Below are 26,819 nucleotides of genomic sequence, written 5' to 3'. Positions count from 1 at the left end.
ACCAGGAGACAGAGTGACTCGTAAGAACATCCTCATCACCGGCGCCAGTTCGGGCCTCGGCGAGGAGATGGCCCGCCAGTTCGCCGCGCTCGGCCGCAACCTGGCGCTCGCCGCGCGGCGCACCGACCGGCTGGAGACGCTGCGCACGGAGTTGCTCAAGGCGAACCCGGGCATCAAAGTCGTCATCCGCGCGCTCGACGTCAACGATCACGACGCGGTGTTCAAGGTTTTCGGCGAGTTCAAATCCGAGCTCGGGACCATCGACCGGGTGATCGTCAACGCCGGTCTGGGCAAGGGACAGCCGCTGGGCACGGGCTTCTTCGAGGCCAACAAGCAGACCGCGGTGACCAACTTCGTCTCCGCGCTCGCCCAGTGTGAGGCGTCGATGGAGATCTTCCGCGAGCAGAACGCGGGCCACCTGGTGGTCATCTCGTCGATGAGCGCCATGCGCGGCCTGGGCGGCAACCTGTCGACCTACGCCGCGACGAAGGCCGGTGTCGCCGCGCTCGCCGAGGGCATCCGGGCCGACCTGCTCAAGTCGCCGATCAACGTCTCCACCATCTACCCGGGCTACATCCGCTCGGAGATGAACGAGAAGGTCAAGAAGACCCCGCTGATGGTCGACACCGTGCCCGGCGTGCGGTCGATGGTGAAGGCGATCGAGAAGGAGTCGGCCGAGGCGTGCACGCCCGCGTGGCCGTGGACACTGATGGGCTTCGCGATGCGCAACCTGCCGCTGAGCCTGGTGGCCAAGCTGTCATGACCGTGGACGAGACCCGGGAGGTCCGGTCGGAGGACAGCTTCGACGCCGTGGCGGTCCACAGCTGGCTATCGTCCATTGTGGATGGACTGGTCGACGAGCCCACGGTGCGCCAGTTTCCCGGCGGCGCCTCGAACCTGACCTATCTGCTGACCTACCCCGACCGCGAGCTGATCCTGCGGCGGCCCCCGGTCGGCAAGAAGGCCGCCTCCGCGCACGACATGAAGCGCGAGTTTCGGGTCCAGCAGGCGCTCAGGCCGGTGTACCCGTATGTCCCGACGGTGCTCGGCCTGTGCACGGACGAGTCGGTGCTCGGGTCCGATTTCTATGTCATGGAACGGATTCCGGGCACCATCCTGCGCGGCGACCTGCCCGAGGGCATGACGCTGAGCGAGGCCGAGGCGCGCGCCTTGTCGACGAAGCTCATCGACCGGCTGGTCGACCTGCACCAGGTCGACCCGGCCGCCGCTGGTCTCACCGACCTGGGCAAGGGCGCGGGCTACGTCGGCAGGCAGGTCAAGGGCTGGTCGGAGCGTTTCCGCAACGCGCGCACCGAGAACGTTCCCGACTTCGTCGAGGTCATGGCCTGGCTCGACGCGAACCAGCCAGACGACGTGTCCACTGTGGTCATCCACAACGACTGGCGCTTCGACAACGTCGTGCTCGACGACGACCGGAACATCGTCGGCGTCCTCGACTGGGAGATGTCGACGCTCGGCGACCCGCTGATGGACCTCGGCGGCGCCGTCGCCTACTGGATCCAGGCCGATGACGACGACGTGTTCAAGGTGGCGCGCAGGCAGCCGTCGCACCTGCCGGGGATGCTGACCCGCGCCGAGATCGTCGACTACTACTGCGACCGGATGGGGTTCAAGCCCGCGAACTGGTCCTGGTACGAGGCGTTCGGCCTGTTCCGGCTGGCGGTGATCATGCAGCAGATCTATTACCGCTACCACCACGGCCAGACGCACAACCCGGCGTTCAAGGACTTCTGGATGTTCGCGGGCTACCTGGAATGGCGCTGCCGCCAGGTGATCGCCAAGTGACCGTCGTCTACCTGCTGCGCCACGGGCAGGCTTCCTTCGGCGCGGCGGACTACGACGTCCTCTCGCCGGTCGGACACCAGCAGGCCAAGGTGCTGGGCGAGGAACTGCGCGCCAGAGGCGTCAAACCCGCGCAGGTCTGGGCGGGCACCCTCGCGCGCCAACGGGACACCGCCACGGCCACGCTGGCCGCGGCGGGCATCGACCTCGACCGCGGGACGGACGGGCGGTGGGACGAGTACGACCACCTCGGCCTCGTCCAGGCCCTCGCCGCCCGCGAGCAGGTCGACGCCCCCGTCTCGCCCCGGGACTTCCAGGCCCTGCTCGACCGGGCGCTGCAGGACTGGATCGGCAACGGGCTCGAAGTCGGCGGCACCGGCACCTACACCGACTTCGCCGACCGAGCGTTCGCCGCGCTCACCGAGGTGGCGGCGGGCGGTGACGCGCTCGTGTTCACCTCGGGCGGCGTGATCGCCGCGCTCTGCTCGCGGCTGATGGGCGCGGGCGTGGTGGCGGTCAACCGGGTTGTGGTGAACGCGGCGATCACCAAGATCGTCGTCGGGCGTTCCGGGGCGTCGCTTGTGTCGTTCAACGAGCATGGGCATTTCGAGGGAGCGAACCGGGAACTCCTCACCTACCGTTGATCGACCCGCGAACCGAGTGGCAGGAGTGGCGATGGGCCGTCCGAGGATCGAACCGGTCGTGTGGCGGGCGCCCCGCCCCGGGCGCAAGCCGAAGGCGTCGCTGCCGTCGCTGACGGTCCGCCAGGTGACCGGGACCGGCGCCGAGGACGTCCTGGTCGACGAGCACGGCCACGTCTTCACCGGCGTCGAGGACGGCCGGGTCCTGCGGCTCACCGCCGACGGCAGGCGCCTCGACACCATCACCGACACCGGCGGCCGCCCACTGGGCCTGGAGCTGTACCCGGACGGGCGGCTGCTGGTGTGCGACGCGGACAAGGGTCTGCTGCTGGTCGACAAGAAGAACGGCGAGATCGAGGTCCTGATCCCGTCCGGGCCCGGCTTGCGGGTGTGCAACAACGCCGCGGTCGCGAAGGACGGGACGATCTACTTCACCGACTCCACCAGCCGGTTCGACCTGGAGTTCTGGCGGGCCGACATCCTGGAGCACTCCGGGACCGGCAGGCTCCTGCGCCGCTCGCCGGACGGGTCGGTCGAGACCCTCCTCGATGGCTTGCACTTCGCCAACGGAGTGGCGCTCGCCGCCGACGAGTCCTACGTCGTGGTCGCGCAGACCGGTGAGTACTGCCTTAACCGGCTGTGGCTCGCCGGTGACCGCGCGGGGGAGTCCGACGTGCTCGTCGACAACCTGCCCGCGTTCCCCGACAACATCTCCACCGGGTCCGACGGCCTCATCTGGATCGCCATGGCGGCCCCACGCGACCCGGTCGTCGACCTGCTGCTGCGCACACCGCCCCGGGTCCGACAGGTGCTCTGGCGGGTCCCGGAACGCTTGCAGCCCAAGGAGAAGCGCGTGGTGTGGGTCCGGGCCGTCGATGGCGCGACCGGGCGGCTCGTGCACGACTTCTACGGCAAGGCGCCGGACTACCACATGGTGACCGGAGTCCGTGAGCACGAGGGAACTGTGTATCTGGGAAGCCTGAACGAGCGAGCGATCGCCCTTTTCGAGCTACCCTGAAGTAGACACGGTAAGGAAGTCAGGTCGTTTAGCCGCCGTCGCGGCCCGGGCGTACGCGAAGTTTGTGACGTGGGTCTCGCTGTGGCCCGGCGCCGCGCGTGAAGCGGCATGTCGGACAAAGCCTCATCTCGTCGATGCTTGGTGTCTGCCTGAACGCCTGGTTTGCTTATCGCTGAGCAGGTACTAATTCCCCCAGACACACTGGGTGAGTACCCAGGAGCCGGAGGGCAGAGATGACCGCGACCGTCGAGGGCAGCGCGCAAGTGGACCAGGATGGGCCCAAGCCCATGTTCGGGGAGCCACGCGGGCTGTGGCCGCAGATCGGCACGTACCTGTTCATCCTCGTTCCGTTCGTCGCCCTGATCGCCGCGGTCCCCTTCGCCTGGGGCTGGGGCCTGGGCTGGGTCGACGTCGGCCTGGCGGCGTTCTTCTACACGTTCACCTGCCTGGGCACGACGGTCGGATTCCACCGTTACTTCACCCATGGCGCGTTCAAGGCCAAGCGCGCGGTCCGCGTCGGGCTCGCGATCTCCGGCAGCATGTCGCTGCAGGGGCCGATCCTGCACTGGGTCGCCGACCACCGCCGCCACCACGCCTTCGCCGACCGCGACGGCGACCCGCACTCCCCGTGGGCCTTCGGCACCTCGCCCGCCGCGCTGGTCAAGGGCTTCTGGCACGCCCACATGGGCTGGATCTTCGACCGCAAGCTGACCAACGCCGAGCGCTTCGCCCCGGACATGCTCGCCGACCCGGACATCCGCCGCATCGACAAGCAGTTCGGCATGTGGACCGCGGTCACCATGCTCGCGCCGCCGGTGCTGGGCGGGCTCATCACCTGGACCTGGTGGGGCGCGGTCACCGCGTTCTTCTGGGCCAGCCTGGTCCGCGTGTCGTTCCTGCACCACGTCACCTGGTCGACCAACTCGATCTGCCACATCGTGGGCAACCGCCCGTTCAAGTCCCGCGACAAGGCGACCAACTTCTGGCCGCTGGCGATCCTGTCGATGGGTGAGGCCTGGCACAACCTGCACCACGCCGACCCGACCAGCGCCCGCCACGGCGTCCAGCGCGGTCAGATCGACATCTCGGCCCGGCTCATCTGGCTGTTCGAGAAGTTCGGCTGGGTCAGCGAAGTCCGCTGGCCGACGCCACAGCGGTTGGCCAAACTCGCCAAGTAGCTGGTCCGCCTCCCCGGAATTTCTCCCGGTGGTCACCTGCCGTGTGATGGTGCGGTTGGCAGGGGACCGTGGACGGCTGACGTCCCGGTCCCCTTAGGTGCCGATCCGCAGCGGGTCGAGTTTGCCGAAGGACCTGGTGGCTCGTCTCGATGAGTCACTAGGTTCGAGGGCATGTCGCCCCGAACCGCCACGGTCCGCCGCCCCGATCGCGTCGAGTTGCTCGACTTCCTGCGCGCCCGCTCCCGCTGCGTGCTGACGACCCGGCGGGCCGACGGGAGCCTCCAGGTGTCCCCGGTGACCTACGGGGTCGACGCGCGCGGCCGTGTGGTGGTCTCCACGTACCCGCGGCGGGCCAAAGCGGTCAACCTGCGTCGGGACCCCGCCGCGACGCTCTGCGTGCTCTCCGAGGACTGGGACGGGCCCTACGTGCAGGTCGACGGCCGCGCCGAGGTGCTGGAACTGCCCGAGGCGGTCGAACCGCTCGTCGAGTACTTCCGGTCGATCCGCGGCGAGCACCCGGACTGGGACGAGTACCGCGCGGCGATGGTCAGCCAAGGCAAGTGCCTGATCCGGATCGAGATCGACCGCTGGGGTCCGATCGCCACCGGCGGCTTCCCGCCTGGGGTGGCTACACCGGGGCCGTCCGCCTGACCAGCACGCGGTCGAGCGCCCGGGCGCCGAGGGCGAGCACCAGGAACAACACCGCCACGATCACGCAGTTGAAGATGACGACGACGTAGCCGTGTATCCGCACGTCGACGAACGGGTACGGGTAGAAGTCGACGAACGGCCCGCGTGCGAGGGTGAACACCAGCCACACGATCGGGAACAGCGCCGCGAGGCCGATGACCCGGTACTCGATGCCACCGCGCGGGCCGAAGACCAGCCAGCCGGTGATGGTCAGCAGCGGGGACATCGTGTGCAGCAGGAAGTCCGCGACCGCGGCGCCGCCGTGCAGCTCGTAGAGGTTCGACAGAACCGTGTGGTAGACGACACCGGTGATCGCGATGCCGAGCAGGCCCGCGAGCCGGAACACCCGCAGTGCGGTCGACGGGCGCTCGGGGTTGAGCGCGAGCAGCGCGCACGTGACCATCACGATGATGTTGGACTGGATCGTGAAGAAGCAGAACACGTTGGCCACGCGCCCCGCCACGGTCGTGAAGTGGCCCTCGGTGGCCTGCGATGTCACCGCGATCTGGGTGACCAGTCCGGCGAGGACCACCAGCGCGGTCAGCCCGAACCAGGTACGGGCCGCGGTTCGCATCGTCATGGGTAGAAGGTAGACGGCCTGATCCATCCGCCGCCAACGGACGGCCGCTGGGCCGATCGGATGGTCGCTACGGCAAACGGGTGGCGCGATGTCGCTTTCGGTAACAGCTTGCTCCATTCGGTCGATTGATCTTGTGTGTCCGTCGAACTGCGGGACCTCGTCTGGTCCAAGATCACCCTTGATCGTCGCCCGTGCGACAAGCGCGACGCCTCGGCAGGCGACGAGCCGGAGAAGCCCGAGACCTCCGCTCCCATCGATGATCATTAATGGTCGAGCGCAGGTGAATGGCCTGGGAATGAGCTGAGAAATTCATCGGTTCGCCGAATTTCCGGGGCTCGATCCCGCGCCTCCGCGTGGCGGCGTCAGGGCCATGCATTCGGTCCGTTATAGTCGCCCCGAACTCGACGGCGACCAGCGTGTATTGCGTCCGCGCGGCCCGGCGACGATGACAAAACCGTCGTTAGTGCTTGATTCTCGGAGGCTGCCGTGCCGCCACCCCTGGAGGTGACCACGCGAAGCACCCGCTCGGCTGTGGTGGTCGCCGCCGCGGGTCGGATCGACCTGCTGACCGAGCAGCCCTGGCGGGAGCAGATCGAGGACGCGTGCGCCGAGGATTCGGTCAAAGCGCTGGTAGTCGTGGACCTGGAGCGCGTGACGTACCTCAGCGTGGGCACCGCGCCGCTGCTGTTGCGGGCGCATTACCACTGTCTGCACCGCGGCAGGCGGCTGCGCGTGGCGGTTCCGCCCGGCCCGGTTCTCGGCACGATGCAGCTCACCGGCGTGGCGGAGACGGTGGCTTTGTTCCGCGATCTGGACTCCGCGCTTCGGCCGATGGTCCAGTCCTCGTGGTAACTGGGAAAAGTTCAGCTTCGACCCATTTCGGGCGCGTATGCGCGCGAACGGAGTAAAAAGCAAGAGCCCCTTCGAGTGTTTTTGCGAGATTACCCGCACAGAATGAGCCGAACGTGGTTCCTGGTGTTCCTGTGGGTGATTCGGCTCGGTTCCGATCGCTTCTGGTGGCTAATTGACGAGGATCTTCACGCTGTCGTGGATCTCGACCGCGTGCGCTGGGTGACGATAGGTGTGACCTGGGGCGATGACGAGTGGTGATCCTTTGGTGACTTACCGTCCCGGCTGGTAGCCCTGCAGTAGCGGTAGAAGACACCCGGAGAGGACCTTTCGATGAATCGTCACCTCGTTCGGCTCGTGGCCTCGGTCGCGACCGTGAGCGTGCTGTCAATGGCCGGGGCAGGTATGGCGTCCGCGACCCAGCCCACTTCCGCCTCGGCGGAGGCTTCCAACTCGGCGCCGGCCGCCCAGCTGCAAAAGCTGCACGACCAGATCGACGCCGCTTACAAAGCGGGCGACCCCAAGGCCCTGCTCAGCTCGGTGACCGAGTTGCGTCCGGTCCTGGCCCAGGTCCGCGACATCGCCCGCAGCAACAACACGTTGCACGTCGTGGAGGAGGCCGACGACAAGTCCGCCCAGATCCAGGAGAAGCTCAAGCAGAACCCCCAGATGCTGCCCGGTCTGCCCAGTCCGATCGCCTTGGTGACCGACTTGGTCTCGACCCTGCTGACGCTGGTGCTCTCGCTGGTGGCGGGCCTGCTGGGCGGGCTGCCCCTGCCGGTTCCGGTGCCAGTGCCGCCGGTTCCGGTCCCGGTGCCACCCATCCCGGCCCCGACCGGCTGAGTAATGGCGCCCCCTCCGGGGGCGCGGCTCGATCGCTTTTTGAGCTGACATGCGAGAGGCCCGTGGACACGACGACTGCGTCGCGTGTCCACGGGCCTCTCGCATGTCAGCTCGACCGAGCGTGACGGCTCCCTGGAGGGGACGCCGTTACTCCGCGCGCGCACCGTAGCGTTCGGCGGCCCTGGCCTTTGCCTTCGCGGCCTCGACCTCGCGGTCGCGCGGGGAGGCGGTGGTGACCAGGGAATCGAGCAGCTCGCGGGTCACCGCGGCCACCTGCTCGACGGCCCGGTCGAACGCTTCGCGGTTGGCCGCCGACGGCTTCGTCGAGCCGCTGACCTTGCGCACGTACTGGACGGCCGCCGCGTGGACCTCGTCGGAGGTCGCGGGCGGCTCGAAGTTGTGAAGGACACGAATGTTGCGGCACATACCTCCAGGGTAATCGCCTGGCGCACCTCGGATGCGGAGTGCGAGGCAGGCCTCAGGCGGGCGGGCGCCTCGACGCATTCGCAGATTCTGTCGGACGTCAACGTTACGGTGTCGTGCGCCGTGGTCGATCACGAGATTCGAGTTCGAGTAGTCGGTCGTGTCGGTTCGCATGGGTTGTCTGGGATCCCGGGCTGCGAATTGTCGGGATGGCTACAGGTTGGGGGTGAAGGATCGTGACGGTGGTGCGGGCGTACCGGCTCGCCCTGGACCCGACCCCAAGCCAAGCCCGGGTCCTTGAGCGACATGCTGGTGCTGCCCGGTTCGCGTTCAATTGGGCGCTGGCCGCGGTCAAGGCGAACCTCGATCAACGGGCAGCCGAGACCAGTTACGGCGTCGCCGCCGATATGTTGACTCCAACCTTGGGCTGGAATCTCCCGGCGTTGCGCCGGGCGTGGAACCAAGCCAAAGCCATGGTGGCGCCGTGGTGGACGGAATGTTCCAAGGTGTTGCGTACCGGGTTTGATGGAGACATTGATGTGCCCTGGGTTTTGCGGAGTCGGGTTACTGGACTTCATGCTGACCTCTCCTAGGGGTGATCAGCATGAAGTCCAGTACCCCGACTCCGCAAAACCCAGGGCACATCACAGCCTCCATCAAACCCGGTGCTTGACACGGTGGGACATCGCCCGGCAGGCCGTCGCTCGCATTCATGCCCGGGTGGCGAACCTGCGCATGGATTCGATCCACAAGCTCACCACCACCCTTGCCGACGGCTATCGCACGGTGGTGGTCGAGGACCTCAACATTGTCGGGATGCTCGGAAATCGCCCGTTGGCAAGCCATATCGCCGATGCCTCGTTCGGTGAGTTCAGGCGGCAACTCGACTACAAGACCCGGTGGAATGGCGGGAACCTGGTTGTTGCCGACCGGTGGTTTCCCTCCTCCCAAACGTGCTCGAGCTGCGGCTTGGTGAAACCCAAACTTGGCCTTGCGGTCCGAACCTTCAAGTGTGAGCGATGTGGGCTGGTCGCCGATCGGGACCACAACGCCGCGATCAACCTCAAGCACTACGTCGACCTGGAGTGGCCGGGCGACGCCAAAACAGGGCGTGGAGCCGACCAGAAGACCGGGACTGGCCCGGCAGGTGGCTGTGAAACGCCAATCCCGCACCATGCCGATGGGGCAAGACGGGAACCGCCGGCTGGTAACGGTCGGCTGCGCGTGAGTGACGTATCCATGCTCGCTCAATCGCATCGGTGACACATCTGGGCACTGCCGGAGAAGACGATCCGAAACCGACGGTGGGACGCTGAGTCTCCGCGCCCCCAACGGGTTCGGGACGATGTCGACGATCTTGGCGGTGGGCGGGATGACAGCGGTGCGGGCCATTCGCGGCGCTATCCAGATCGACCGGGACGAGGCGGCGCTCATCGTCGCCGACACCGGCACCCTGCTGGTGGAGCTCATGAGCCGCAACGGGCTCGTGGCCGACGACATCATCAGCCTCTTCTTCACCATGACCCCCGATCTCGCGAGCGGATTCCCGGCAGTGGCCGCTCGTGAGCTCGGGCTGGTGGACGTGCCCCTCATGTGCGCCACCGAGATCGCCGTGCCCAACGCGCTCAGCCGGGTCGTCAGGGTGCTCGCCCACGTGAACACCGACCTCTCGCGCACTGACGTCGAACACGTCTACCTGCGCGGCGCGGGGAGGCTGCGGCCGGACCTGGTCGCGGGCACCCGCCAATCCCGGCAGCGGCAATCCCGCGGCGGCTCGAGCTTGTCCGCGTGACGGAAGGACGAGAGGAACCACGCTCATGGTTATCGTGATGACGGCCGACGCGACCGAGGCGGATGTCGCGGCGGTCGTCGAACAGGTCGAATCGGTCGACGGTCAGGCATTCGTCAGCAGGGGAGTGCGCCGCACGATCATCGGACTGGTCGGCGACGTCGACCGGTTCGCCGAGATGGACCTGGACCGGCTCAAGGGCGTGAGCAACGTCCGGCGGATCACCGCCGGATACAAGCTCGTCAGCCGCGAGCATCACCCGGCGCGCACGACGGTGCAGGTCGGCGGTGTGCCGATCGGGCCGCACACCGTGACCATGATCGCCGGGCCGTGCGCGGTGGAGACCCCGGAGCAGACCCTCGCCGCGGCCCGGATGGCGCAGGCGGCGGGCGCGACGATCCTGCGTGGCGGCGCGTTCAAGCCGCGCACGTCGCCGTACGCCTTCCAGGGGCTCGGGATCCACGGCCTGCGGATCCTGGCCGACACCCGCAAGATCACCGGAATGCCGGTAGTCACCGAGGTCGTCGGGCCGCGTGACGTCGAGGTGGTGGCGAACTACGCGGACATGCTCCAGGTCGGCACCCGCAACATGCAGAACTTCCCGCTGCTGCAGGCGGTCGGGGAGTGCGGCAAGCCGGTCCTCCTCAAGCGCGGCATGAACGCCACCATCGAGGAGTGGCTGATGGCCGCGGAGTACATCGCCCAGCGCGGAAACCTCGACATCGTGCTGTGTGAGCGCGGCATCCGCACGTTCGAGACCGCGACCCGCAACACGCTCGACATCTCCGCGGTCCCGGTCGCGCAGCGGCTCTCGCACCTTCCGGTCATCGTCGACCCGTCGCACTCCGGCGGTCGGCGCGACCTGGTGCTTCCGCTGAGCCGGGCCGCGATCGTCGCTGGGGCCGACGGCCTGATCATCGACGTGCACCCGCAGCCGGAGGCGGCCCTGTGCGACGGCCCGCAGGCGTTGGTCAAGGAGGACCTGCAGACGCTCGCGCACTCATTGCGGCACCTCACCGCGTTCATGGGCCGCACGCCCGGTGAGCGCGAGGAGTGGCTGGCGAGCTGATCCTCTGTGGACTGTCGGGTGTCTCCGGTGGGGGCGCCCGACAGTCCGCATTTCGGAAGATCTCCGGCGGGGTCGTGCGGGACATGATGAGGAAGCCCGACGACGCCAGCGCCCAGGAGTGTCGATGAGAACCGCGCACCGCACCTGCCCCATCTGTGACGCCGTCTGCGGCCTGCGGCTCACCTTGGACGACGACGACCGGGTGACCTCGGTCAAGGGCGACCAGGACGACCCGCTGTCCAAGGGCTACCTGTGTCCCAAGGGGGCGAGCCTGGCCAACATCGACTCCGACCCGGACCGGCTGCGCCATCCGTTGGTGCGCAAGGGTGACGAGTGGCACGAGGTCAGCTGGGAAGAGGCGTTCGCCGCGGTCGAGACCGGCCTGCGCGGGGTGTGGGACAAACACGGCCGCGACGCGGTCGCCGTCTACTTCGGCAATCCGACCTATCACACGATGGCGGGCTTCACCTACCGCCAGCCGCTGTCGCAGTCGCTGGGGAGCAAGAACATCTACTCCGCCGCGACCATCGACCAGATGCCCAAGCACGTGTCCACGGGCCTGATGTTCGGCGACGCGATGGCGTTCCCCGTGCCGGACCTGGACCGGACGGACTACCTGCTCATCCTCGGCGCGAACCCCGTGGTGTCCAACGGTTCCCTGTGCGTCGCCCCCGACTTCGCAGGCAGGCTCAAGGCTTTGCGCGCCCGCGGCGGCAAGCTGGTCGTGGTGGACCCGCGCCGCACCCGCACGGCGGCCATCGCCGACGAGCACCTGACCGTCCGCCCCGGTACGGACCCGTACCTGCTGCTGGGCATCGTCCACACCCTGTTCGCCGAGGACCTGACGACCATCGGCGTCGATGTCGCGGGCCTGGACGACCTGCGGGCGCTCGCCGCCGACTTCAGCCCGGCCGTCGTCTCCCCGGTCTGCGGTGTCCCCGCCCAGACGATCACTCGCCTCGCCCGCGAGCTGGCCGCGGCCCCCAGCGCGGCGGTGTATGCCCGGATCGGCACCAGCACAGCGGAATTCGGCACGGTCGCGCAGTGGCTGGTGGACGTGGTCAACATCCTCACCGGCAACTTCGACCGCCCCGGCGGAGTCATGTTCACCCGCACGGCGGCGCTGGAGGTCTTCCGCACGCGGCAGCCGTTCACCCTGGGGAACTGGCACAGCCGGGTCCGAGGTCTGCCGGAGATCATGGGCGAGTTCCCGGTCGCCACCCTCGCCGACGAGATCGAGACGCCGGGGGAGGGCCAGGTCCGCGCGATGATCACCATCGCGGGCAACCTGGTCCTGTCGGCCCCGAACGGCCCGCGGCTGGACCGGGCGTTCGCCGACCTCGACTTCATGGTCTGCGTCGACCCGTATCTGAACGAGACCACCAAGCACGCCCACGTGATCCTGCCGCCGCCCAGGATCCTGCAGACGCCGCACTACGACCTGATGGAGCTGACGGTGGCGGTGCGCAACTACGCCCGCTACTCACCGGCGATCCATCCGCTGGAGCCCGACCAGCGGTCGGAGGCGGAGATCATGGCCCGCCTCACGCTGATCGCGAGCGGCCAGAGCGCTGACACGGACCCGTCAGTGCTGGACGAGATGATCGTCGGCGGCCTGCTCGAGGCCTTCGTGAACATTCCCGGCACACCGATCCACGGCCGGGACCCGGTCTCGGTCCGCGCCGAGTTGGAGGGGCCGAGCGGGCCCGAGGTCCTGCTGGACGCGCTTCTACGGCTTGGGCCGTATGGGCTGACGCTCGCTTCACTGCGGGAGAAGCCCAGCGGGATCGACTTCGGGCCGTTGGAGCCCCGGTTCGGGGAGTTGCTGTGCACGGCTTCGGGGCTGGTCGAACTCGCTCCCGCGCCCTTGGTCGCCGACGTCGCGAGGCTGCTCTCCCGGCTTTCAGCGGCGCCCGCGGACCTGCTGCTGATCGGGCGGCGGCAGTTGCGCTCGAACAACAGCTGGCTGCATAACGTGCGGTCGTTGGTCGGGGGGAGCAATCAGTGCACGTTGCAGGTGAATCCTGTTGACGTCGCACGGTTGGGGCTTGGTGATCGGGCTGTGGTGCGGTCTGCTTCCGGGGCTGTGGAGGTGGATGTCGAGGTGACCGACTCGATCATGCCTGGAGTGGTGAGTTTGCCGCATGGGTGGGGGCATTCAGCGCCTTCTGGGGCTGTTGCTGTTGCTCATGCTGGGGTTAACGCGAATGTGTTGACTTCGGAGTTGGTGATTGATCGTGGGTCTGGGAATGCTGTGTTCAGCGGAGTTCCGGTAACGGTGCTCCCAGTGTGAACAATCAGTCAGAGGTGTCGGTGTCGGTCCTGATACTCCGCGAGCTTCTGTGTGGCCCGCGAATTGATCGCGGAAACCGGCGAGTCGTTGGCGGCGATGAAGAAGTCCAGGGCCGCCCGCACGTTGCTGGACGGGCCACTAGCTCGGCGATCAGCCGTTCGCGGAGGTCCGTCCCATCCCAATGATCTGTCTGACCGCCGGCGCCGATGAGTTTGCCAAGTACCTGCGTCAGTTCGCCCGTCTCCTCGATCACCCGGCTGGTGCCAGGCCAGGTCGAGCTGCCGATGCTGTACGGGCCTGGGTTCGGGTCCATGGCGGAGTCAGCTGGATGAGGAGAGCCAGCCCGCTTCACGGGCGATCCGGATGGCGTCCACCCGGTTGCGGGCACCTAGCTTCGTGACGATCGAGGCCAGGTAGTTCCGCACCGTCCCCGGCGACAGGAACAGCTTCCCGGCGATCTGGCCCGCGTCGTGGCCGTCCGCCGCCAGGCGGAGGATCTCGGTCTCGCGGTCGGTCAACGGGCAGTCGGGCATGTCCCAGGCGGCGAGGGCCAGTTGGCTGTCCACGACCCGCTCACCGGCGGCGATCTGGCGGACGGCGTTCGCCAGCTTGTCCGCGGGAGCGTCTTTGAGCATGAAGCCGTTGACCTTCGCGGCCAGGGCGCGGCGGACTGTGGCGGGACGTCCCAGGCTGGTCAGCATCAGGGTGCGGCAGGTGGGGACCTCGACCTGGAGTTCGGTCGCCGCCGTCAGGCCGTCTTTGCCGGGCAGGTCGATGTCGATAATGGCGACATCCGGATTCGACGCCCGCGCGGCGGGCACGATCTTGTCACCCTCGGCGACTTCGGCCACGACCTCGATGTCCGGTTCGAGGTTGAGCAGCGCGACGAGAGCACCCCGGACCAGGTGCATGTCCTCGGCGAGCAGCACCCTGATCACGTTGGTCCCCTTGCTCGTGCGAGCTTCGAACAGCCTCAGCATCGTAAACCCGGGGGCGGCGAACCGTTCGAGGTGCCCAGACGTGTGTGGACCTGCTGCCGTGAGATTCAGGCGATCGATACCCCGGTGACTACCCGTTTTGTCGGTGGTGGTGCTTGCGGTCCGCGGTGATGACCATGGTGCTGCGGGCGTATCGGTTCGCGTTGGACCCGACATCGGCCCAAGCGGCTGTGTTGCGGTCGCATTGTGGTGGACAGCGCTATGCCTATAACTGGGGCTTGGCCCTGATCAAGGCCAACCTCGACCAACGCGTAGCCGAGAAGTCCTACGGTATTCCAGAAGCGGAGTGGACGCCGTCGGTGTCGTGGTCAGCCTTCAGCCTGCGGAAACTGTGGAACCAAGCCAAGGAGGCCGCCGCGCCGTGGTGGGGTGAGAACTCCAAAGAGGCCTACTCCTCGGGTCTGGCGAATCTCGCGGTGGCGTTGGGCAACTGGAGCAGTTCGAAGGCAGGCAAGCGCAATGGGCCGACCGTGCGGTTCCCCAGGTTCAAAGGAAGGCGCGCCGGCTTGTCGTGTCGCTTCACCACCGGCACGTTCGGTTTGTCCGGGGGTGGCCGCAGGCATGTGAAACTGCCCCGCATCGGCGTTGTTCGCACCCACGAGTCGACCCGGAAACTCGCCCGGCGTGTCGAGCGTGGGACCGCCAGGATCCGGTCGGCCACGATCACCCATCAGGGTGGGCGGTGGTTCTGCTCGTTCTCCGTGGACGTCGATCGCCAGGATCCGAGCGGACTCCGTTGTGGGTGTGGATCTGGGAATCAAGTCGCTGGCCGTGCTCTCGACCGGTGAGGTGATTCCCAATCCCCGGCATCTCGAGGTGGCGTTGCGGGGACTGCGCCGGTTGGGGCTGCAGGCTGCCCGCCGGGTCGGCCCGGACCGACGCACCCGGCGGGTCCCTTCCCAGCGGTGGCGAAAGACCCAAGCCCGTATCGTCCGTCTTCAGGCGGACGTGGCGAACGCTCGCCGCGACGGGCTGCACAACTGTCCACCCGTCTGGTCCGCCCGCACGGCGTGATCGTGATCGAAGACCTCAACGTGGCCGGGATGATCCGCAACCGTCGTCTGGCCGGCACATCGCCGGGATCGGGATGGGTGAACTGCGCAGGCAGATCATCTACAAATCGGGATGGGCCGATGGCCGCGTGCACCTGGTGGACCGGTGGTTCCCGTCATCGAAGACCTGATCGGATTGTGGCGTGGTGAAAGCCAAACCGCGCCTGTCCGAGCGGACGTTCCACCGCGGCCAGTGCGGATTCAGCCTGGATCGCGATCTCAACGTCGCCCGCAACCTCGCCCACCTCGTCGACGAGGTCACCGGTGGCATGTCCTCCCCGAATTGCGGGGCGACCCAAAACGAGCCCGAAGGAAACCCATGTCAGACCCGCTTCACGCGGGCACCGGGTACCGCCACGGGAAGACCCACGAGGTCAACGCCGTGCCGCGAGGCGGCGGCTCACGACACGGTTGCGCACGTTTCGTGAATGGGACACCGCCCGCCGCGCAGGTGGTTCGCAGCAGCGGACGGTGTCATGAAGCAACGATAGCCAACACTTTCGGGTGAAAGACAGTGATGAGGTCACGAACCGGGGATGACCACATGAGTGTCCACTTGGGACGACTCAACGGCCGACGGAGAGGAGTTCCTGTTGTAACCGCTGAAGGTCCGCGCAGGGTTCCAGGCCGAGTTCCTCGTTCAGCTTGGCCCGTAGCTCCCGGTACATCTCCAGGGCCTCAAGGCGTCTGCCGCTCAGGCCCAGCGCGCGCATGAGTTGGCCGTGCAGGCCCTCGTCGTGCGGGTTCTCGGTGACCAGGGAGCGCAGTTCGGCGATCAGGTCGCGGTGTTGGCCCGCGTCGATCTCGGCCTGGATGCGCAGGTACCTGGCCGCGTGCTGCTGCTCCGCCAAGTCGACCGCGTAGGCCGACAGGACCGGCCCGCAGGGGACGTTGGACATCGCCGGGCCCGTCCACAGGGCCAAGGCCGAGCGCAGGATCCTGGCCGCTTCCGCGGGCCTGCCGTCGGCCATCAGGTCGCGGCCCTGGCGGAACATCCGGCGAAAGGTGAAGACGTCGATCTGCTCCGGATCCACTTTGAACACGTACCCGGGCGACTTGGTGCGCAGCACGTCCGAACCGGCCAGGCCGTTGCGCTCGATGCACTGCCGCAGGTGGTACACGTAGGTCTGCATCGTCTTGCGCACGCTTCGCGGCGGGTGCTGCGCCCATAACTCGCGGATGATGGTCTCGGAGTCCACGACCTGGCCCGCGCGCATCAGCAGCAGTGCGAGCAGTTGCAGGACCTTGGGGCCGGTGGGTGCGTAGTCCACGTCGTTCATGCGGACCTCCAACGGGCCCAACAGGGTGAACCGGACCAACTCCTGGTCTCCGCGCGCGCCGGTCACTGTGGGTGCCCCCTCCCCTCGGCCGCATGTTCTTCGACGGTAGTCCCCGCGTGCGCGCGGCGTTAGTGATCAACACACGAGTGTCCGGGTGAGTCGGTGGCACCGCGAGGATGCGCAACGCATGGGCCGGACGTGGCGTTAGTCCTGGCTTCGTCCACGCCTCGAACAGTGCGTAGCACTGTAGGTGCGGAGAGTACGGGGGTGACACGGTCCCCGGCCGGCAACAGTGCGCATCAGCCGCTGCACGAACGCAGTCTCACGACCCGAGACAGGAGGGCGCCATGAAACCCGTCATTCGCAAGGCGATCGCGGCGATCCGGGCTCGGTACGCCGAGCCGATCGCGTTGACCGAGTTGGCTTCCGAGGTGTTCATCAGCCCGTTCCACTTCTCCCGCGTCTTCTCCAAGGAGACCGGGGTGACGCCGGGCAGATACCTGACGGCGGTGCGGCTGTTCGAGGCGAAGCGATTGCTGCTGACCACTTCGATGACCGTCTCGGACATCGTCTGCGGCGTGGGCTACAGCAGTGTCGGCACGTTCACCAGCCGGTTCACCAAGGCTGTCGGCCTGACCCCGACCCAGTACCGCTCGCCGGAGGTGGCGAAGCTGCTGCTGGCGGTCGCACCCGGTTTCTTCGCGCTGCCCTCCCTGGAGGACGTCGGCCCGCAGGTGGGGCTGGTCTCCGGGCCGGACTCCGTGTCCGGCCGGATCACCCTGCCAGAAGGCATGCGTGGCAACGTGCTGGTCGGCCTCTTCGCCGACGCGATCCCGCAGAGCGGGCCCGTCGCGTTCCGGTACGTGGCGGCTTCGGGCGCCTCCTCGTTCACGATTTCCGGCGTGCCCGAGGGAAGCTGGCACGTGGTGGCACTGGCCCGTTCGGCGACCGGTGAGATCCTCATCGGCGCGCCGCGCGAGGTCGTCGGGTCGGGTGACTACGTCGACGTGCGGATGCGGGAACTCGATCCCACCGATCCGCCCATCGCCGTCACGCTGGCTCGTCGGGAAATGCTCGGCGCCGGAACCGGCCGCACGCACCGGTTGCGCGCGGTCTGACTCGCGGGTGTCACGACCGGCGCCGTTCGCGGCGCCGGCCGTGATCGGGTGGTGGTCCGCTTCCGCGAACCGAAGCCCTTCCGTGCGCTAATGGTGCGGCACAAGGCTTCGGTGTGACGTCCTCATGGTTGCGGTGGGAATTCCTCACGTGGAACTGCTTCGAACGTCACGACCGCCGGATGTGTTCCCACGTCGGGATTCCCGTCCTCGGGCCTGCTGACGCCGGCGGTCCGCCACCCGGCCGCGCGCGCCGCGTCGAGCTCGGCCACGGCGTCGGACAGGAACAGGATGTCGCCCGGCGGCACGCCGATGACGCTCGCGATGTGCTCGTAGGAGGCAACTTCCTTCTTCGGCCCGCCGCTGACGGTGTCGAAGTGCCCGTCCAGCAACGACAGCAGGTCGCCCTGATCGGTCTGGGAGAACCAGAGGCGCTGGGCCAGAACGGAACCCGAGGAGTAGATCCAGATCCGCACCCCGCGTTCGCGCCACTCCGCCAGCGCGGGCGGAACGTCCGGGTACACCACCCCGCGCAGGTCCCCGGCGAGGAAGCCGCGTTCCCAGATCAGCCCGTGCAGTGTCTTGAGTGGGCTGTGCTTGAGGTTCCGGTCGTGCCAGTCGAGCAGGGTGGCGACCACGTCGACCTCGGCGCCCGCCAGTTCCCGAACCCCGTCGCTGACCTCGGGGGTGCCCGGGCGCTCGTCGCGGATCCAGTCCGCGATCCGTTCCCGCGCATAGGGGAACAGGATGTCGTGGACGGCCGACAGGGGGCTGGTGGTGCCCTCGATGTCGAGGACGACGGAGCTGATCACGCGGCCAGCAGCTCGTCGAGGGTCGGCATCCCGGCGGAGATCTTCGACCCGGTGAAGCCCGCCACCCAGCCGTCCTCCTCCTGGAAGAAGCGGATCGCGCAGAAGTGCGGCCGCTCGCCCATGTCGAACCAGTGCGTCGTGCCGGCGGGGACCGACATCAGGTCGCCTGCCTCGCACACCACCGCATAAACCTTGCCGTCGAGGTGCAGGTAGAAGCAGCCGGATCCCTCCACGAAGAAGCGGACCTCGTCCTCGTCGTGGGTGTGCTCGTCGAGGAACTTGGTCCGTGCGCCCGCGGCCTTCGTCGGCCAGTCCGGGTCGCTGTCGTCGGGCACCAGGCGGACCACGTCGACCAGCGGGTACGGCCCCTCCTTGGACACCCGGTCCACCTCCGACCGGTAGGCGGCGAGCACCTCGTCCTGGCCCGCGCCCGCGGGCAGGTCGACGGTGTCCCAGTTCTCCAGCGTGATGCCGAACGGCGCGAGCTGCGCGGAGATCTCAGCGGAATCCCGGGTGCGCACCAGAACCGTCGTGGCGTCGTCCTCCGGCATGACCTGAAGCAGGGTCATCACGCGTTCCTTTCGATCAGCAGCCGCAGCCTGCACAGCATTTCGAGGCATTCCATCCGGTTGCGCGCCGCCGCCAGCGTCGGACCCCAGGTCGTCGCGCCGTGCGCGCCGATCAGCAGCGCCGGGGGAGCGTCCGGGGTGAGCCGGGCGGCGACGTCGGCGCCGATGCGCGGCACCTCGGCGTGGTTCTCGAAGACCGGGATCAGGACCTTGTCGGTGGCGCCCAACCCCTTGATGATCTCCAGCCCGACGAACTCCTCGACATCGGCCCCCCGCCGGGTGGCCAGCGCGGCGACCGCCGTGGCATAGGGCGGGTGCGCGTGCACGACCGCGCCGCAGTCGGGAAACACCTGGTAGAGCGCGGTGTGGATGGACGTCTCAGCCGACGGCCGCGGGCCCGCGGACTCGACCGGCCGGGCGTCGGCGATCCGCACCCGGACGGTGTCCTCGCTGGTCAGCGAGCCCTTGCTGACCCCGCTGGCGGTGATCAGCGCGGTCTCGGCGTCGAGGCGAACCGAGATGTTGCCCGCGGTGCCCTCCATCCAGCCGCGCGCGTAGAGCTGGGCGGACATGGCTGCGAGATCTGTCATCCGAAGGCCCCCTGCTCGGTGACGACGGCGGTGATCAGGTCGGCGGGTGTGACGTCGAAGGCCGGGTTGAACACGGCCGTCCCCGCGGGCGCCACCGCGACACCGCCGAACACCGTGACCTCGTCGGCCGAGCGCTGCTCGATCTCGATGTCGGCCCCGGTCGCGAGCGACGGGTCGAGCGTGGAGACCGGAGCCACGACGATGAACGGCACACTGGAGCGCCGCGCCGCGAGGGCCAGCGAGTAAGTCCCGATCTTGTTGGCGACGTCCCCGTTCGCGCAGACCCGGTCGGCGCCGACGAGGACGCAGTCGACCATGCCCGCGGCGATCGCGGCGGGACCCGCCGAGTCGACGCACAGCCGGTGCGCGATCCCAGCCTCCGCCAGCTCCCACGCGGTCAGCCGCGCGCCCTGCAGCAGCGGCCGGGTCTCGCCGAACAACACTTCCTCGACGTGCCCGGCCTCGGCCAGTGTCCGGATGGTGCCCAGCGCGGTGCCCCAGGCCACGGTCGCCAGCCTGCCGGTGTTGCAGTGGGTCAGCAGCCGCAGCGGGCGGCGCTCGCACAGCCGCAGCACCAGTTCGGCGGCGTTCGCGGCGGCGGCACGGTTGCGGTCCTCGTCCTCGGCCAGGATGGCCAGCGCCTCGGCCAGCACGGCGGGCGCGCCGCCGGGCAGGTGCGTCACGACCCGGTCGACCGCCCAGCTCAGGTTGACCGCGGTCGGCCGCGCGTCGGCGATCCGGCGGGCGTCGGCCAGGACGGCGTCGACGTCGCAGCGTCCGTCGACGGTGTGCAGCTCGGCGGAGATGGCCACCGCGAGCGCGCCGGCGACGCCGATGGCGGGAGCGCCGCGAATGGCGAGCCGCTTGATGGCGTCGATGACCTCGTCGACCGTGCGCAGCCGAAGCTCACGGTAGTCATGCGGCAACGCGCATTGGTCCACCGCGACAACGCTGCCGTCTTCCCATGCCAGCGACCGCGCCATGGCCCCGTTCCGCTCGTCGTCCGATTCCGGGGCCACTGTAATGCGCGACGGCAGTTGGCCCTCGGGCGTCCCACAGGAGAGGATTCCTCCTTTCTGCGCTCCGACCCGCGTTCCCTGTTCGCCTGTGACGTGAGATGTGAACCTGGAAACGGTGAAGATCACACCGAATGGCTGTGTACGCGGGGATGCGCAGGTGCCAGGTTGTTGCGTCGTCGGGCACAACCCGACGCGTACCGCACGATTGCCGGGAGGACCCACCCCATGTCGACGCAGTCCCCGCCCAACCCCATCGCCGCCACCCGCACCCGGCGCCTGCAGCCCGAGGGCCAGGTGGAGGAACGACCGCCCGGCCCGCGCGTGCTCGGTGGGGATGTCGTCGTCGACACACCGCGCGGGCTGCTGACCTACGCCAACCTCGACTACGCCGCCTCGGCGCCGTGCGCGGTCGCCGCGCAGGAAGCGGTCAACGAGATCCTCCCGTACTACGCCAGCGTGCACCGGGGCGCGGGAGCGCTGTCGCAGAAGTGCACCCGCGGGTTCGAGCACGCCCGGCAGACCCTGGGCTGGTTCATCGGCGCCCGTCCCGAGGACCTGGTGGTGTTCACCCGCAGCACCACCGACTCGCTCAACCTGCTGGCCCACCTCGTCCCCGCGGACGCGAAGGTGGTGACCTTCGCCGGCGAGCACCACGCCAACCTGCTGCCGTGGCGCGACCCGATCCGGCTGCCGGTCCCCGCGACGCCCGCCGAGGCGGTCGCCTCCGCCGAGGCCGCGCTCACCGACCTGCGCCGCACCCACACCGGCCCGATCCTGCTGGCCGTGACCGGCGCCTCGAACGTGACCGGCGAGGTGTGGCCGGTCGCCGAACTCGCCCGGGTCGCGCGGAGCGTGGACGCGCGCATCGCCCTCGACGCCGCCCAGTTGGCCCCGCACCGCCGGGTCGACATGGCCGAACTCGACGTCGACTACCTGGCTCTGTCCGGGCACAAGCTCTACGCGCCGTTCGGCGCGGGCATCCTCGCCGGCCGGTCGGACTGGATGGACGCGGCCACCCCGTACCTGGCGGGCGGCGGCGCGAGCGCGCTGGTGGGCGACGCCGCGGGCGACGTGAGCTGGCACCCGTCGCCGAGCAGGCACGAGGCGGGCAGTCCGAACGTCATCGGCGCGATCGCCATGGCCGCGGTCTGCACCGCGCTCGACGACGCCGACTGGGACGCGATGGCCGCCCACGAGCACCGGCTGGTCGCGACCCTGCGCGAGGGACTCGCCACCGTGCCGGGCGCGCGCGAGCTGTCGATCTTCGGCACGGACGCCGACCGGGTCGGGATCGTCACCTTCGCCGTGGCCGGACACGACTCGTCGGACGTGTCCGCGTTCCTCGCCAAGCGCTACGGGATCGGCGTGCGCGACGGCCTCTTCTGCTCACACCCCCTCACCCGCGGCCTGCTGCGCGAGGCGGGTTCCGCCGAGTGCACGCTGCCGCCCACCGCGGTCCGCGCGTCGGTCGGCCTGGGCTCCAAGATCGAGCACATCGACCGCCTGGTCGACGGCCTGCGGGAGCTGACCTCAGGGGACTGACCCTGACCCCAACCAGGGACGTTCCCCGATGTCCGCGGCGGAACGCGCTGGGAGGGTGATGCCGGGAGCGCGGCAGGCGCGGTTCGCGGCGAGGGGATTTCGATGTTCGAGGCTTTAGTCGGGTCGGACACCATGGTCGACGTGGCGCTGATCGCCCTGTGGGCGTTGGCGGCATGGCGGATCGGGAGCCTGGTGAGGCAGCCCGACGCCCGGAAGCGGGCGTCGGGCGCGAAGCGGGTGCGGGCGCTGCTGGTCCTCGCCGGTGTGCCGGTGGTGGCGAAAGCGGTGCTGATCGCGCTGCTTCTGGACCACGGCTGGGATTTCGGCGCCAACGATCTGGTGTTCGGCGTGCCGATGTTGCTGGTTCCGGCCGTGCTCACCTACGTCTGGATGTTCCCCGCGCTCCGCGAGCCGGACGACCGCGCGCGGTTCGCGGAGCTGAAGGTCGGCCTGCCGCCTCGGCTGACGGCGATCGGCGCGGTCTTCGCCTTCTGGCTGGGCTTCTTCAGGCAGCCGGTCGGCGGGCTGTTCGACGAAATCGTGGTCTACGGCTTCCTGTTCCTGATCGCGGCGCTGCTGCAGGTCGTCAAGCTGCGCAAGGTGTCCGGCCTGCTGACCACCGGCGCGCCGTTTCCCGGGCTGGGTGTGCGCTTTCTGCGGACCGGCGCCAAGGTCACGGCGTTCGTCGCGGTGGTGGTCGTCGGCTCCGTGTGGGGGTCGTCGTCGAGCAGGCTCCCGGGCAGCTACAACATGGCCGAGCATGGCGGCGTCGCGCACGCCGCGGGCGGTCACGGGTCCGGTGGTGTCTCGCCGGTCGCGTACAGCCCCGCGCCAGGCAAGCCGATCACGGAGCTGAGTGGGCCCAAGGACGGCGTGCCGGACAAGAAGTTCACCCTGACCGCGCGGACCACTGAGCTCACCCTGCCGTCCGGGGCGAAGATCCAGGGCTGGACCTACGACGGAACCGTTCCCGGTCCGCTGCTTCGGGTGCGGCAGCACGAACTCGTGGAGGTCGAGCTGCGCAACGCCGATGTCGAGGTGGGTGTCACGCTGCACTGGCATGGGGTCGACGTGCCCAACGCCGAGGACGGCGTGCCGGGCCTGACCCAGGACGCCGTGCGCCCCGGCGGCAGGCACGTGTACCGCTTCCGCGCTCCGGACGTCGGCAGCTACTGGTACCACTCGCACCAGGTCTCCTCCGAGCAGGTGCGCGCGGGCCTCTACGGCGGGTTCGTCGTCGATCCCCCCTCCCCGGAAGCCGCTGTCACCGACATTCCCGTGGTGGTGCACACCTTCAAGAACCAGATCCAGGTGATGAACGGGACCGACCTGCTCGACCGCAAGGCCGTGCCCGCGGGCACGAAGACCCGGCTGCGGCTGGTCAACTCCGACAGCCAGACCCGCAGGTTCAGCCTCACCGGCACATCGTTCAAGGTCACCGCCATCGACGGCACAACGGTCAACGGACCTACCGAGGTCACCGACAACGTCCTAGTCCTCGGCGGCGGCGCGCGGTACGACGTCGAGTTCACCATGCCGGACGCGCCCGTGCGGCTGGCCACCATGGGCCATCCGGACACGGGGATGCTGCTGAGCCCCGACGGCACCGGCGACCGTGCGCCCAGGTTCGACGGCGCGGAACTCGACGCCAACAGCTACGGCGCTCCGGCGCCCACGAACTTCGGTGCGGACACCCCGGTCGAGCGAACGGTCGAATGGGTGATGGACAACCGACTCGGCTTCTACGACGGCAAGTTCGCCATGGTCTACACGGTCAACGGTGACCTGTTCCCGAACGTGCCCGCCGTGATGGTGAACGAAGGCGATTTGGTCCGGATGAGGTTCGTGAACCGCAGCTTCGTCGACCACCCGATGCACCTGCACGGCCACCACGCGCTTGTGTTGTCCCGCAACGGGAAGCGGGCGTCCGGCAGCCCGCAATGGCTCGACACCGTCACTGTCCATCCGGGAGAGACGTACGAGGTGATGTTCAAGGCGGACAACCCGGGGCTGTGGATGGACCACTGCCACGACCTCGACCACGCGGCGCTCGGAATGGTCATGCACCTGTCCTACGAGGGCTATACCACGACCTTCGTGGCCGGGCATGACACGCCCAACCAGCCGGAATAGCGGCTAGGCCAGGGTTTGGGTGACGGTGCTCTCGGTCGCGTTGTGGACGACGCGGCCGAGAGCACCGTTGACCAGTGGCAGGTACGGCGGGACGTGGCCGCACTCGACGTCGGCGATGAGCGGGACCCCAAGCCCGCCAAGGGCGTCGACCACCGCTTCGTGCTGGGTGAGCGAGGCGATGCCCGGCGCGCGGGTCCGGCCGATCAGCACGGCGTTCGCCCGGTCGAAGAACCCGGCGAGCCGCATGCCGTGGAGGTTGCGACAGATCGTCGCCGCGTCGTCTCCGGAGGCTTCGACATAGACGAGCAGGTCACCGGGGATCGCTGACGTGTCACCGAAGCGGGTGCCCATGAGGTTGCAGACGGTATCGATGCAGCCGCCGATGAGCCTGCCGGACACGTCCACCTCGCCGTCGCCGTCGAGGCGGACCCAGGGCCCGGACTGGCCAAGGGTGAACTCGGTGACGTCCGGGTGCGCCTGGTAGTCGTCGAACCCGGTCGCGCGGTGCAGCCCGGGGGAGGACTGGGTGAAGGCCGAGCCGGTGGGTAGGGCGGCGATGTCCAGCCAGGACAGCAGTCCCGACGGGGAGCGGTAGGGCGTGTCCATGAGGTTGTTGCCGTGGATGGTCGCGACCCCGGTCAGCAGGGTCAGCGGGGTGATGATCGTGGACATGTCGGAGAACCCGACCACCCAGGTCGGTTCCGCGGCTCGGATGGCGTCCCAGTCGAGCAGGGGGAGCAGGTCGATCGCCGTCTCGCCGCCCCACGGCGGCACGATCGCCCGGATGTCCGGGTCGGTCAGCATGGCGGTCAGTTCCCGTGCGCGTTCGGCGGCGGGTGCGCTGACGTGGCCCGCGCCGTCCTGTGACGTGGCGCCAGCTTCGCAGGCGCGGCTCGGTCGCCTTGATGGTGACGTGTCGGGGGTCCCGCACGAACACTGCCAACTTCGATGGCGTGTTCGTGCGGGACCCCCGACACGTCACCGCGACCGAGCGGGGTGGATCAAATGCCCGACACCAGACGCCGTGGGCCGATCAGGGCGGCGACGCCGACGAGCAGGTAGCCGAGTGTCGGGCCGAAGGCGCCGACGCTCAGGTCGCTGAGGTCCGAGGCCTTCTGCAGGTCCATGACCGCGAACACGTGCACACCGGACAGTCCGATGAGGACGAGCCCGGCCACCCGGCGGAACATGCTGACCGCCGTCTTGAGCACGAACACCACCAGCACCACGCCCGCGACGGCCACGAGCGCCACGACGATCTCCATCGTGCCGAACTTCTGCTCGCCAAAGGAGCCGGTCAACGGGCCCAGGCCGTAGCGCAGCAGCAGGTAGCCCATGCCGAGCAGCATCAGCCCGGCCCAGACGACCTTCATCGCGACCGATTCGAGCACCGCGGCGAATGACAGCAGCACACCCAGGATCATCAGTGGGTATGTGAACAGCAGGACGTACCAGTCGCCGAAGCTGTTCGCGCCGCCGTTGGACAGCGCCTCCCACAGCTCGAAGAGAGACCGCGGGTCGTTGCCCTGGCTGATCCACGGCAGCACCGTCAGGCACAGCAACTGCACCGCGGTGCCCAGCAGCGTCAGGATCAGCCCGACGCCGGGAATCCGGAACCCCGAGGACGACGACGGCGGCTCCGCCCGGGCCGCGGGCGGCCGCGGCGCCTGCACCCGCTGCGGCGCCGCCTGGTAGTCGGGACGCTGCGGCGCCTGCGACCGGTAGTCGCCTTGGCGCGGGCGCGGCTCCTCCTGCCAGTACGGGTCCTGTTGGGGCTGGTACTGGCCGTACTGGGGGTGCTGACCAGGCTGCCAGTTCGGCTGCGGTGCGCCCTGCGGACGGTGCGGCGGCTGCGTCATGCCCGGAACCGTACAGTCCCGTCCGCCGTTTGTGGCCGGACACTTTCGGGCACGATGGTCGCGTGTCCCACGAAGCGCTCGGAAACGGCGAGGCAACGTCCGCGGCGGCAGATCGCGCGTTGGGCCGAATCGCGCCGGTGTCGGCCGATGAGCCGGTGCGGCTGCGACAGGTGACCCGGGCGGACACTCCCGCCGTGGTCGCGCTGCACCACGCGGCACTCGACGCGGCGGGAGCCAACGCCGGGCCGGGGGAGTGGGACGATGATCTGGAGGACATCCAGAGCCACTACCTGGACACCGGCGGCGAGTTCGTGGTCGGCACTCTCGGCGGGTGCATCGTCGCGATGGGCGCGCTGCGCCCGGTTCGGCCGGGAACCGCGGAGGTCAAGCGGATGCGAGTCCATCCCCGATGGCAAGGGTGGGGCGTCGGCAGGATGATCATCGACTACCTGGAGCGGCGGGCCGTCGAACTCGGCTTCACTTCACTCTACTTGGACACGACGACCCGCCAGCACGCTGCGATCTCGTTGTACCGCAGCCGCGGGTTCACCCAAACCGGAACGGGCATTGTCGCCGGCCAGCCGTCCGTGTTCTTCCAGAAGCAACTCGGTGGGCGGCAGGACGGAGTCCTGTCCTAGGTGTACTGACCACGGAGGTTGGGTGCGGGGCGACAC

At 68.6% G+C, this 26,819-nt stretch carries 31 protein-coding genes and 1 pseudogene; 21 read left to right on the top strand and 11 right to left on the bottom strand.

Translation table 11 applies throughout. The features are described 5' to 3' along the window. The first annotated feature begins 13 nt into the window (after window positions 1-13). From GPZ80_RS12260 to GPZ80_RS12235, 6 genes are all read left to right on the top strand, one after another. A complete protein-coding gene (locus tag GPZ80_RS12260; protein WP_187220459.1) occupies window positions 14-763 on the top strand; it encodes an SDR family oxidoreductase in 750 nt (249 codons plus the stop codon). Beyond that, complete coding sequence (locus GPZ80_RS12255) at window positions 760-1,806, top strand: phosphotransferase family protein (protein ID WP_187220458.1); 1,047 nt, start codon at window positions 760-762, stop codon at window positions 1,804-1,806. The genes GPZ80_RS12260 and GPZ80_RS12255 overlap by 4 nt, the downstream gene beginning before the upstream one ends. Beyond that, window positions 1,803-2,447 carry a histidine phosphatase family protein gene (locus GPZ80_RS12250; RefSeq protein ID WP_187220457.1) on the top strand — a complete coding sequence of 215 codons (645 nt, stop codon included), beginning with the start codon at window positions 1,803-1,805 and terminating at the stop codon, window positions 2,445-2,447. The genes GPZ80_RS12255 and GPZ80_RS12250 overlap by 4 nt, the downstream gene beginning before the upstream one ends. A gap of 31 nt (window positions 2,448-2,478) precedes the next feature. Next, window positions 2,479-3,462, top strand: a complete 984-nt coding sequence (locus GPZ80_RS12245; protein ID WP_187220456.1) for an SMP-30/gluconolactonase/LRE family protein — start codon at window positions 2,479-2,481, stop codon at window positions 3,460-3,462. Between the two features lie 233 nt (window positions 3,463-3,695). Beyond that, on the top strand, window positions 3,696-4,640 hold the full coding sequence (locus GPZ80_RS12240; RefSeq protein WP_187220455.1) for an acyl-CoA desaturase: 945 nt from the start codon (window positions 3,696-3,698) through the stop codon (window positions 4,638-4,640). Window positions 4,641-4,811: 171 nt separating this feature from the next. After that, window positions 4,812-5,291: a PPOX class F420-dependent oxidoreductase gene (locus GPZ80_RS12235; protein WP_187220454.1), complete on the top strand. Its 480-nt coding sequence runs from the start codon at window positions 4,812-4,814 to the stop codon at window positions 5,289-5,291. On the opposite strand, the gene GPZ80_RS12230 is transcribed toward GPZ80_RS12235, so the two are convergent. Continuing rightward, entirely contained in the window at window positions 5,269-5,910 is a 642-nt protein-coding gene (locus GPZ80_RS12230) for a Pr6Pr family membrane protein (RefSeq protein ID WP_187220453.1), read from the bottom strand. The two genes, GPZ80_RS12235 and GPZ80_RS12230, sit on opposite strands and share 23 nt — an antisense overlap. A gap of 135 nt (window positions 5,911-6,045) precedes the next feature. On the opposite strand from GPZ80_RS12230, the gene GPZ80_RS33330 reads away from it, so the two are divergent. From GPZ80_RS33330 to GPZ80_RS12215, 4 genes are all read left to right on the top strand, one after another. Continuing rightward, complete coding sequence (locus GPZ80_RS33330) at window positions 6,046-6,177, top strand: hypothetical protein (protein ID WP_281401229.1); 132 nt, start codon at window positions 6,046-6,048, stop codon at window positions 6,175-6,177. Window positions 6,178-6,396: 219 nt separating this feature from the next. Further along, window positions 6,397-6,762 carry an STAS domain-containing protein gene (locus GPZ80_RS12225; protein ID WP_187220452.1) on the top strand — a complete coding sequence of 122 codons (366 nt, stop codon included), beginning with the start codon at window positions 6,397-6,399 and terminating at the stop codon, window positions 6,760-6,762. 102 nt (window positions 6,763-6,864) lie between these two features. Continuing rightward, window positions 6,865-7,020, top strand: a complete 156-nt coding sequence (locus GPZ80_RS12220) for a hypothetical protein (RefSeq protein WP_187220451.1) — start codon at window positions 6,865-6,867, stop codon at window positions 7,018-7,020. A gap of 72 nt (window positions 7,021-7,092) precedes the next feature. Beyond that, window positions 7,093-7,602: a hypothetical protein gene (locus GPZ80_RS12215; RefSeq protein WP_187220450.1), complete on the top strand. Its 510-nt coding sequence runs from the start codon at window positions 7,093-7,095 to the stop codon at window positions 7,600-7,602. Between the two features lie 147 nt (window positions 7,603-7,749). Here the strand turns inward: GPZ80_RS12215 and GPZ80_RS12210 are convergent, their stop codons facing one another. Further along, a complete protein-coding gene (locus GPZ80_RS12210; RefSeq protein WP_187220449.1) occupies window positions 7,750-8,028 on the bottom strand; it encodes a DUF2277 domain-containing protein in 279 nt (92 codons plus the stop codon). A gap of 233 nt (window positions 8,029-8,261) precedes the next feature. On the opposite strand from GPZ80_RS12210, the gene GPZ80_RS12205 reads away from it, so the two are divergent. The 5 genes from GPZ80_RS12205 to GPZ80_RS12185 all read left to right on the top strand — a co-directional run bounded on the left by GPZ80_RS12205 (window position 8,262) and on the right by GPZ80_RS12185 (window position 13,176). Beyond that, on the top strand, window positions 8,262-8,618 hold the full coding sequence (locus GPZ80_RS12205; protein ID WP_222719221.1) for a helix-turn-helix domain-containing protein: 357 nt from the start codon (window positions 8,262-8,264) through the stop codon (window positions 8,616-8,618). Beyond that, window positions 8,551-9,288: an RNA-guided endonuclease TnpB family protein gene (locus tag GPZ80_RS32090; protein ID WP_312880277.1), complete on the top strand. Its 738-nt coding sequence runs from the start codon at window positions 8,551-8,553 to the stop codon at window positions 9,286-9,288. The genes GPZ80_RS12205 and GPZ80_RS32090 overlap by 68 nt, the downstream gene beginning before the upstream one ends. Before the next feature lie 82 nt (window positions 9,289-9,370). Next, a complete protein-coding gene (gene aroH / locus GPZ80_RS12195; protein WP_246477035.1) occupies window positions 9,371-9,817 on the top strand; it encodes a chorismate mutase in 447 nt (148 codons plus the stop codon). A 25-nt stretch (window positions 9,818-9,842) separates the two neighbouring features. Beyond that, window positions 9,843-10,883, top strand: a complete 1,041-nt coding sequence (gene aroF, locus GPZ80_RS12190; protein WP_187220448.1) for a 3-deoxy-7-phosphoheptulonate synthase — start codon at window positions 9,843-9,845, stop codon at window positions 10,881-10,883. 124 nt (window positions 10,884-11,007) lie between these two features. Then, complete coding sequence (locus GPZ80_RS12185) at window positions 11,008-13,176, top strand: molybdopterin-dependent oxidoreductase (protein WP_187220447.1); 2,169 nt, start codon at window positions 11,008-11,010, stop codon at window positions 13,174-13,176. 320 nt (window positions 13,177-13,496) lie between these two features. Here the strand turns inward: GPZ80_RS12185 and GPZ80_RS12180 are convergent, their stop codons facing one another. Continuing rightward, window positions 13,497-14,114, bottom strand: a complete 618-nt coding sequence (locus GPZ80_RS12180; RefSeq protein ID WP_512699349.1) for a response regulator transcription factor — start codon at window positions 14,112-14,114, stop codon at window positions 13,497-13,499. A gap of 170 nt (window positions 14,115-14,284) precedes the next feature. On the opposite strand from GPZ80_RS12180, the gene GPZ80_RS34005 reads away from it, so the two are divergent. Further along, the gene (locus tag GPZ80_RS34005) at window positions 14,285-14,962 is read left to right on the top strand and encodes a helix-turn-helix domain-containing protein (protein WP_187220445.1); all 678 of its coding nucleotides are present in this window, start codon (window positions 14,285-14,287) and stop codon (window positions 14,960-14,962) included. Continuing rightward, complete coding sequence (locus GPZ80_RS12170; RefSeq protein ID WP_187220444.1) at window positions 14,919-15,188, top strand: transposase; 270 nt, start codon at window positions 14,919-14,921, stop codon at window positions 15,186-15,188. The genes GPZ80_RS34005 and GPZ80_RS12170 overlap by 44 nt, the downstream gene beginning before the upstream one ends. A gap of 604 nt (window positions 15,189-15,792) precedes the next feature. Here GPZ80_RS12170 and GPZ80_RS12160 read toward each other — a convergent pair. After that, complete coding sequence (locus GPZ80_RS12160) at window positions 15,793-16,572, bottom strand: AfsR/SARP family transcriptional regulator (protein WP_312880275.1); 780 nt, start codon at window positions 16,570-16,572, stop codon at window positions 15,793-15,795. 281 nt (window positions 16,573-16,853) lie between these two features. Between GPZ80_RS12160 and GPZ80_RS12155 the strand changes: the two genes are divergently transcribed. Further along, window positions 16,854-17,624 carry a helix-turn-helix transcriptional regulator gene (locus tag GPZ80_RS12155; RefSeq protein ID WP_187220442.1) on the top strand — a complete coding sequence of 257 codons (771 nt, stop codon included), beginning with the start codon at window positions 16,854-16,856 and terminating at the stop codon, window positions 17,622-17,624. Window positions 17,625-17,746: 122 nt separating this feature from the next. Here the strand turns inward: GPZ80_RS12155 and mtnC are convergent, their stop codons facing one another. From mtnC to mtnA, 4 genes are read right to left on the bottom strand one after another with little or no spacing between them, the layout of a single operon-like run. After that, window positions 17,747-18,433 (bottom strand): acireductone synthase, encoded by a 687-nt coding sequence (mtnC, locus tag GPZ80_RS12150; RefSeq protein ID WP_187220441.1) that lies wholly within the window; start codon window positions 18,431-18,433, stop codon window positions 17,747-17,749. Further along, a complete protein-coding gene (locus GPZ80_RS12145) occupies window positions 18,430-19,002 on the bottom strand; it encodes a 1,2-dihydroxy-3-keto-5-methylthiopentene dioxygenase (RefSeq protein WP_187220440.1) in 573 nt (190 codons plus the stop codon). Before GPZ80_RS12145 ends, mtnC begins: the two co-directional genes overlap by 4 nt. Continuing rightward, complete coding sequence (mtnB, locus tag GPZ80_RS12140; protein ID WP_187220439.1) at window positions 19,002-19,592, bottom strand: methylthioribulose 1-phosphate dehydratase; 591 nt, start codon at window positions 19,590-19,592, stop codon at window positions 19,002-19,004. Before mtnB ends, GPZ80_RS12145 begins: the two co-directional genes overlap by 1 nt. Further along, window positions 19,589-20,575 carry an S-methyl-5-thioribose-1-phosphate isomerase gene (mtnA, locus tag GPZ80_RS12135; protein WP_187220438.1) on the bottom strand — a complete coding sequence of 329 codons (987 nt, stop codon included), beginning with the start codon at window positions 20,573-20,575 and terminating at the stop codon, window positions 19,589-19,591. The genes mtnB and mtnA overlap by 4 nt, the downstream gene beginning before the upstream one ends. A gap of 261 nt (window positions 20,576-20,836) precedes the next feature. Between mtnA and GPZ80_RS12130 the strand changes: the two genes are divergently transcribed. Both GPZ80_RS12130 and GPZ80_RS12125 read left to right on the top strand, forming a co-directional pair. Beyond that, window positions 20,837-22,153: an aminotransferase class V-fold PLP-dependent enzyme gene (locus GPZ80_RS12130; protein WP_187220437.1), complete on the top strand. Its 1,317-nt coding sequence runs from the start codon at window positions 20,837-20,839 to the stop codon at window positions 22,151-22,153. A 102-nt stretch (window positions 22,154-22,255) separates the two neighbouring features. Further along, complete coding sequence (locus GPZ80_RS12125; RefSeq protein WP_187220436.1) at window positions 22,256-24,286, top strand: multicopper oxidase family protein; 2,031 nt, start codon at window positions 22,256-22,258, stop codon at window positions 24,284-24,286. Window positions 24,287-24,289: 3 nt separating this feature from the next. Here the strand turns inward: GPZ80_RS12125 and GPZ80_RS12120 are convergent, their stop codons facing one another. The 3 genes and pseudogenes from GPZ80_RS12120 to GPZ80_RS12115 form a co-directional block, all read right to left on the bottom strand. Next, a complete protein-coding gene (locus GPZ80_RS12120; RefSeq protein ID WP_281401237.1) occupies window positions 24,290-24,892 on the bottom strand; it encodes a S66 peptidase family protein in 603 nt (200 codons plus the stop codon). 21 nt (window positions 24,893-24,913) lie between these two features. Then, window positions 24,914-25,138, bottom strand: a pseudogene (locus tag GPZ80_RS33325) (LD-carboxypeptidase); the annotation flags it as partial. A gap of 149 nt (window positions 25,139-25,287) precedes the next feature. Then, window positions 25,288-26,145 carry a hypothetical protein gene (locus GPZ80_RS12115; protein WP_187220435.1) on the bottom strand — a complete coding sequence of 286 codons (858 nt, stop codon included), beginning with the start codon at window positions 26,143-26,145 and terminating at the stop codon, window positions 25,288-25,290. 62 nt (window positions 26,146-26,207) lie between these two features. Between GPZ80_RS12115 and GPZ80_RS12110 the strand changes: the two genes are divergently transcribed. Then, complete coding sequence (locus GPZ80_RS12110; protein ID WP_187220434.1) at window positions 26,208-26,783, top strand: GNAT family N-acetyltransferase; 576 nt, start codon at window positions 26,208-26,210, stop codon at window positions 26,781-26,783. Window positions 26,784-26,819: the final 36 nt, after the last annotated feature.

Origin of the sequence: Actinokineospora xionganensis (assembly GCF_014323725.1) — a bacterium.
Classification (GTDB): Bacteria; Actinomycetota; Actinomycetes; order Mycobacteriales; family Pseudonocardiaceae; genus Actinokineospora; species Actinokineospora xionganensis.
This window is presented reverse-complemented; position numbering and strand designations above follow the sequence as displayed.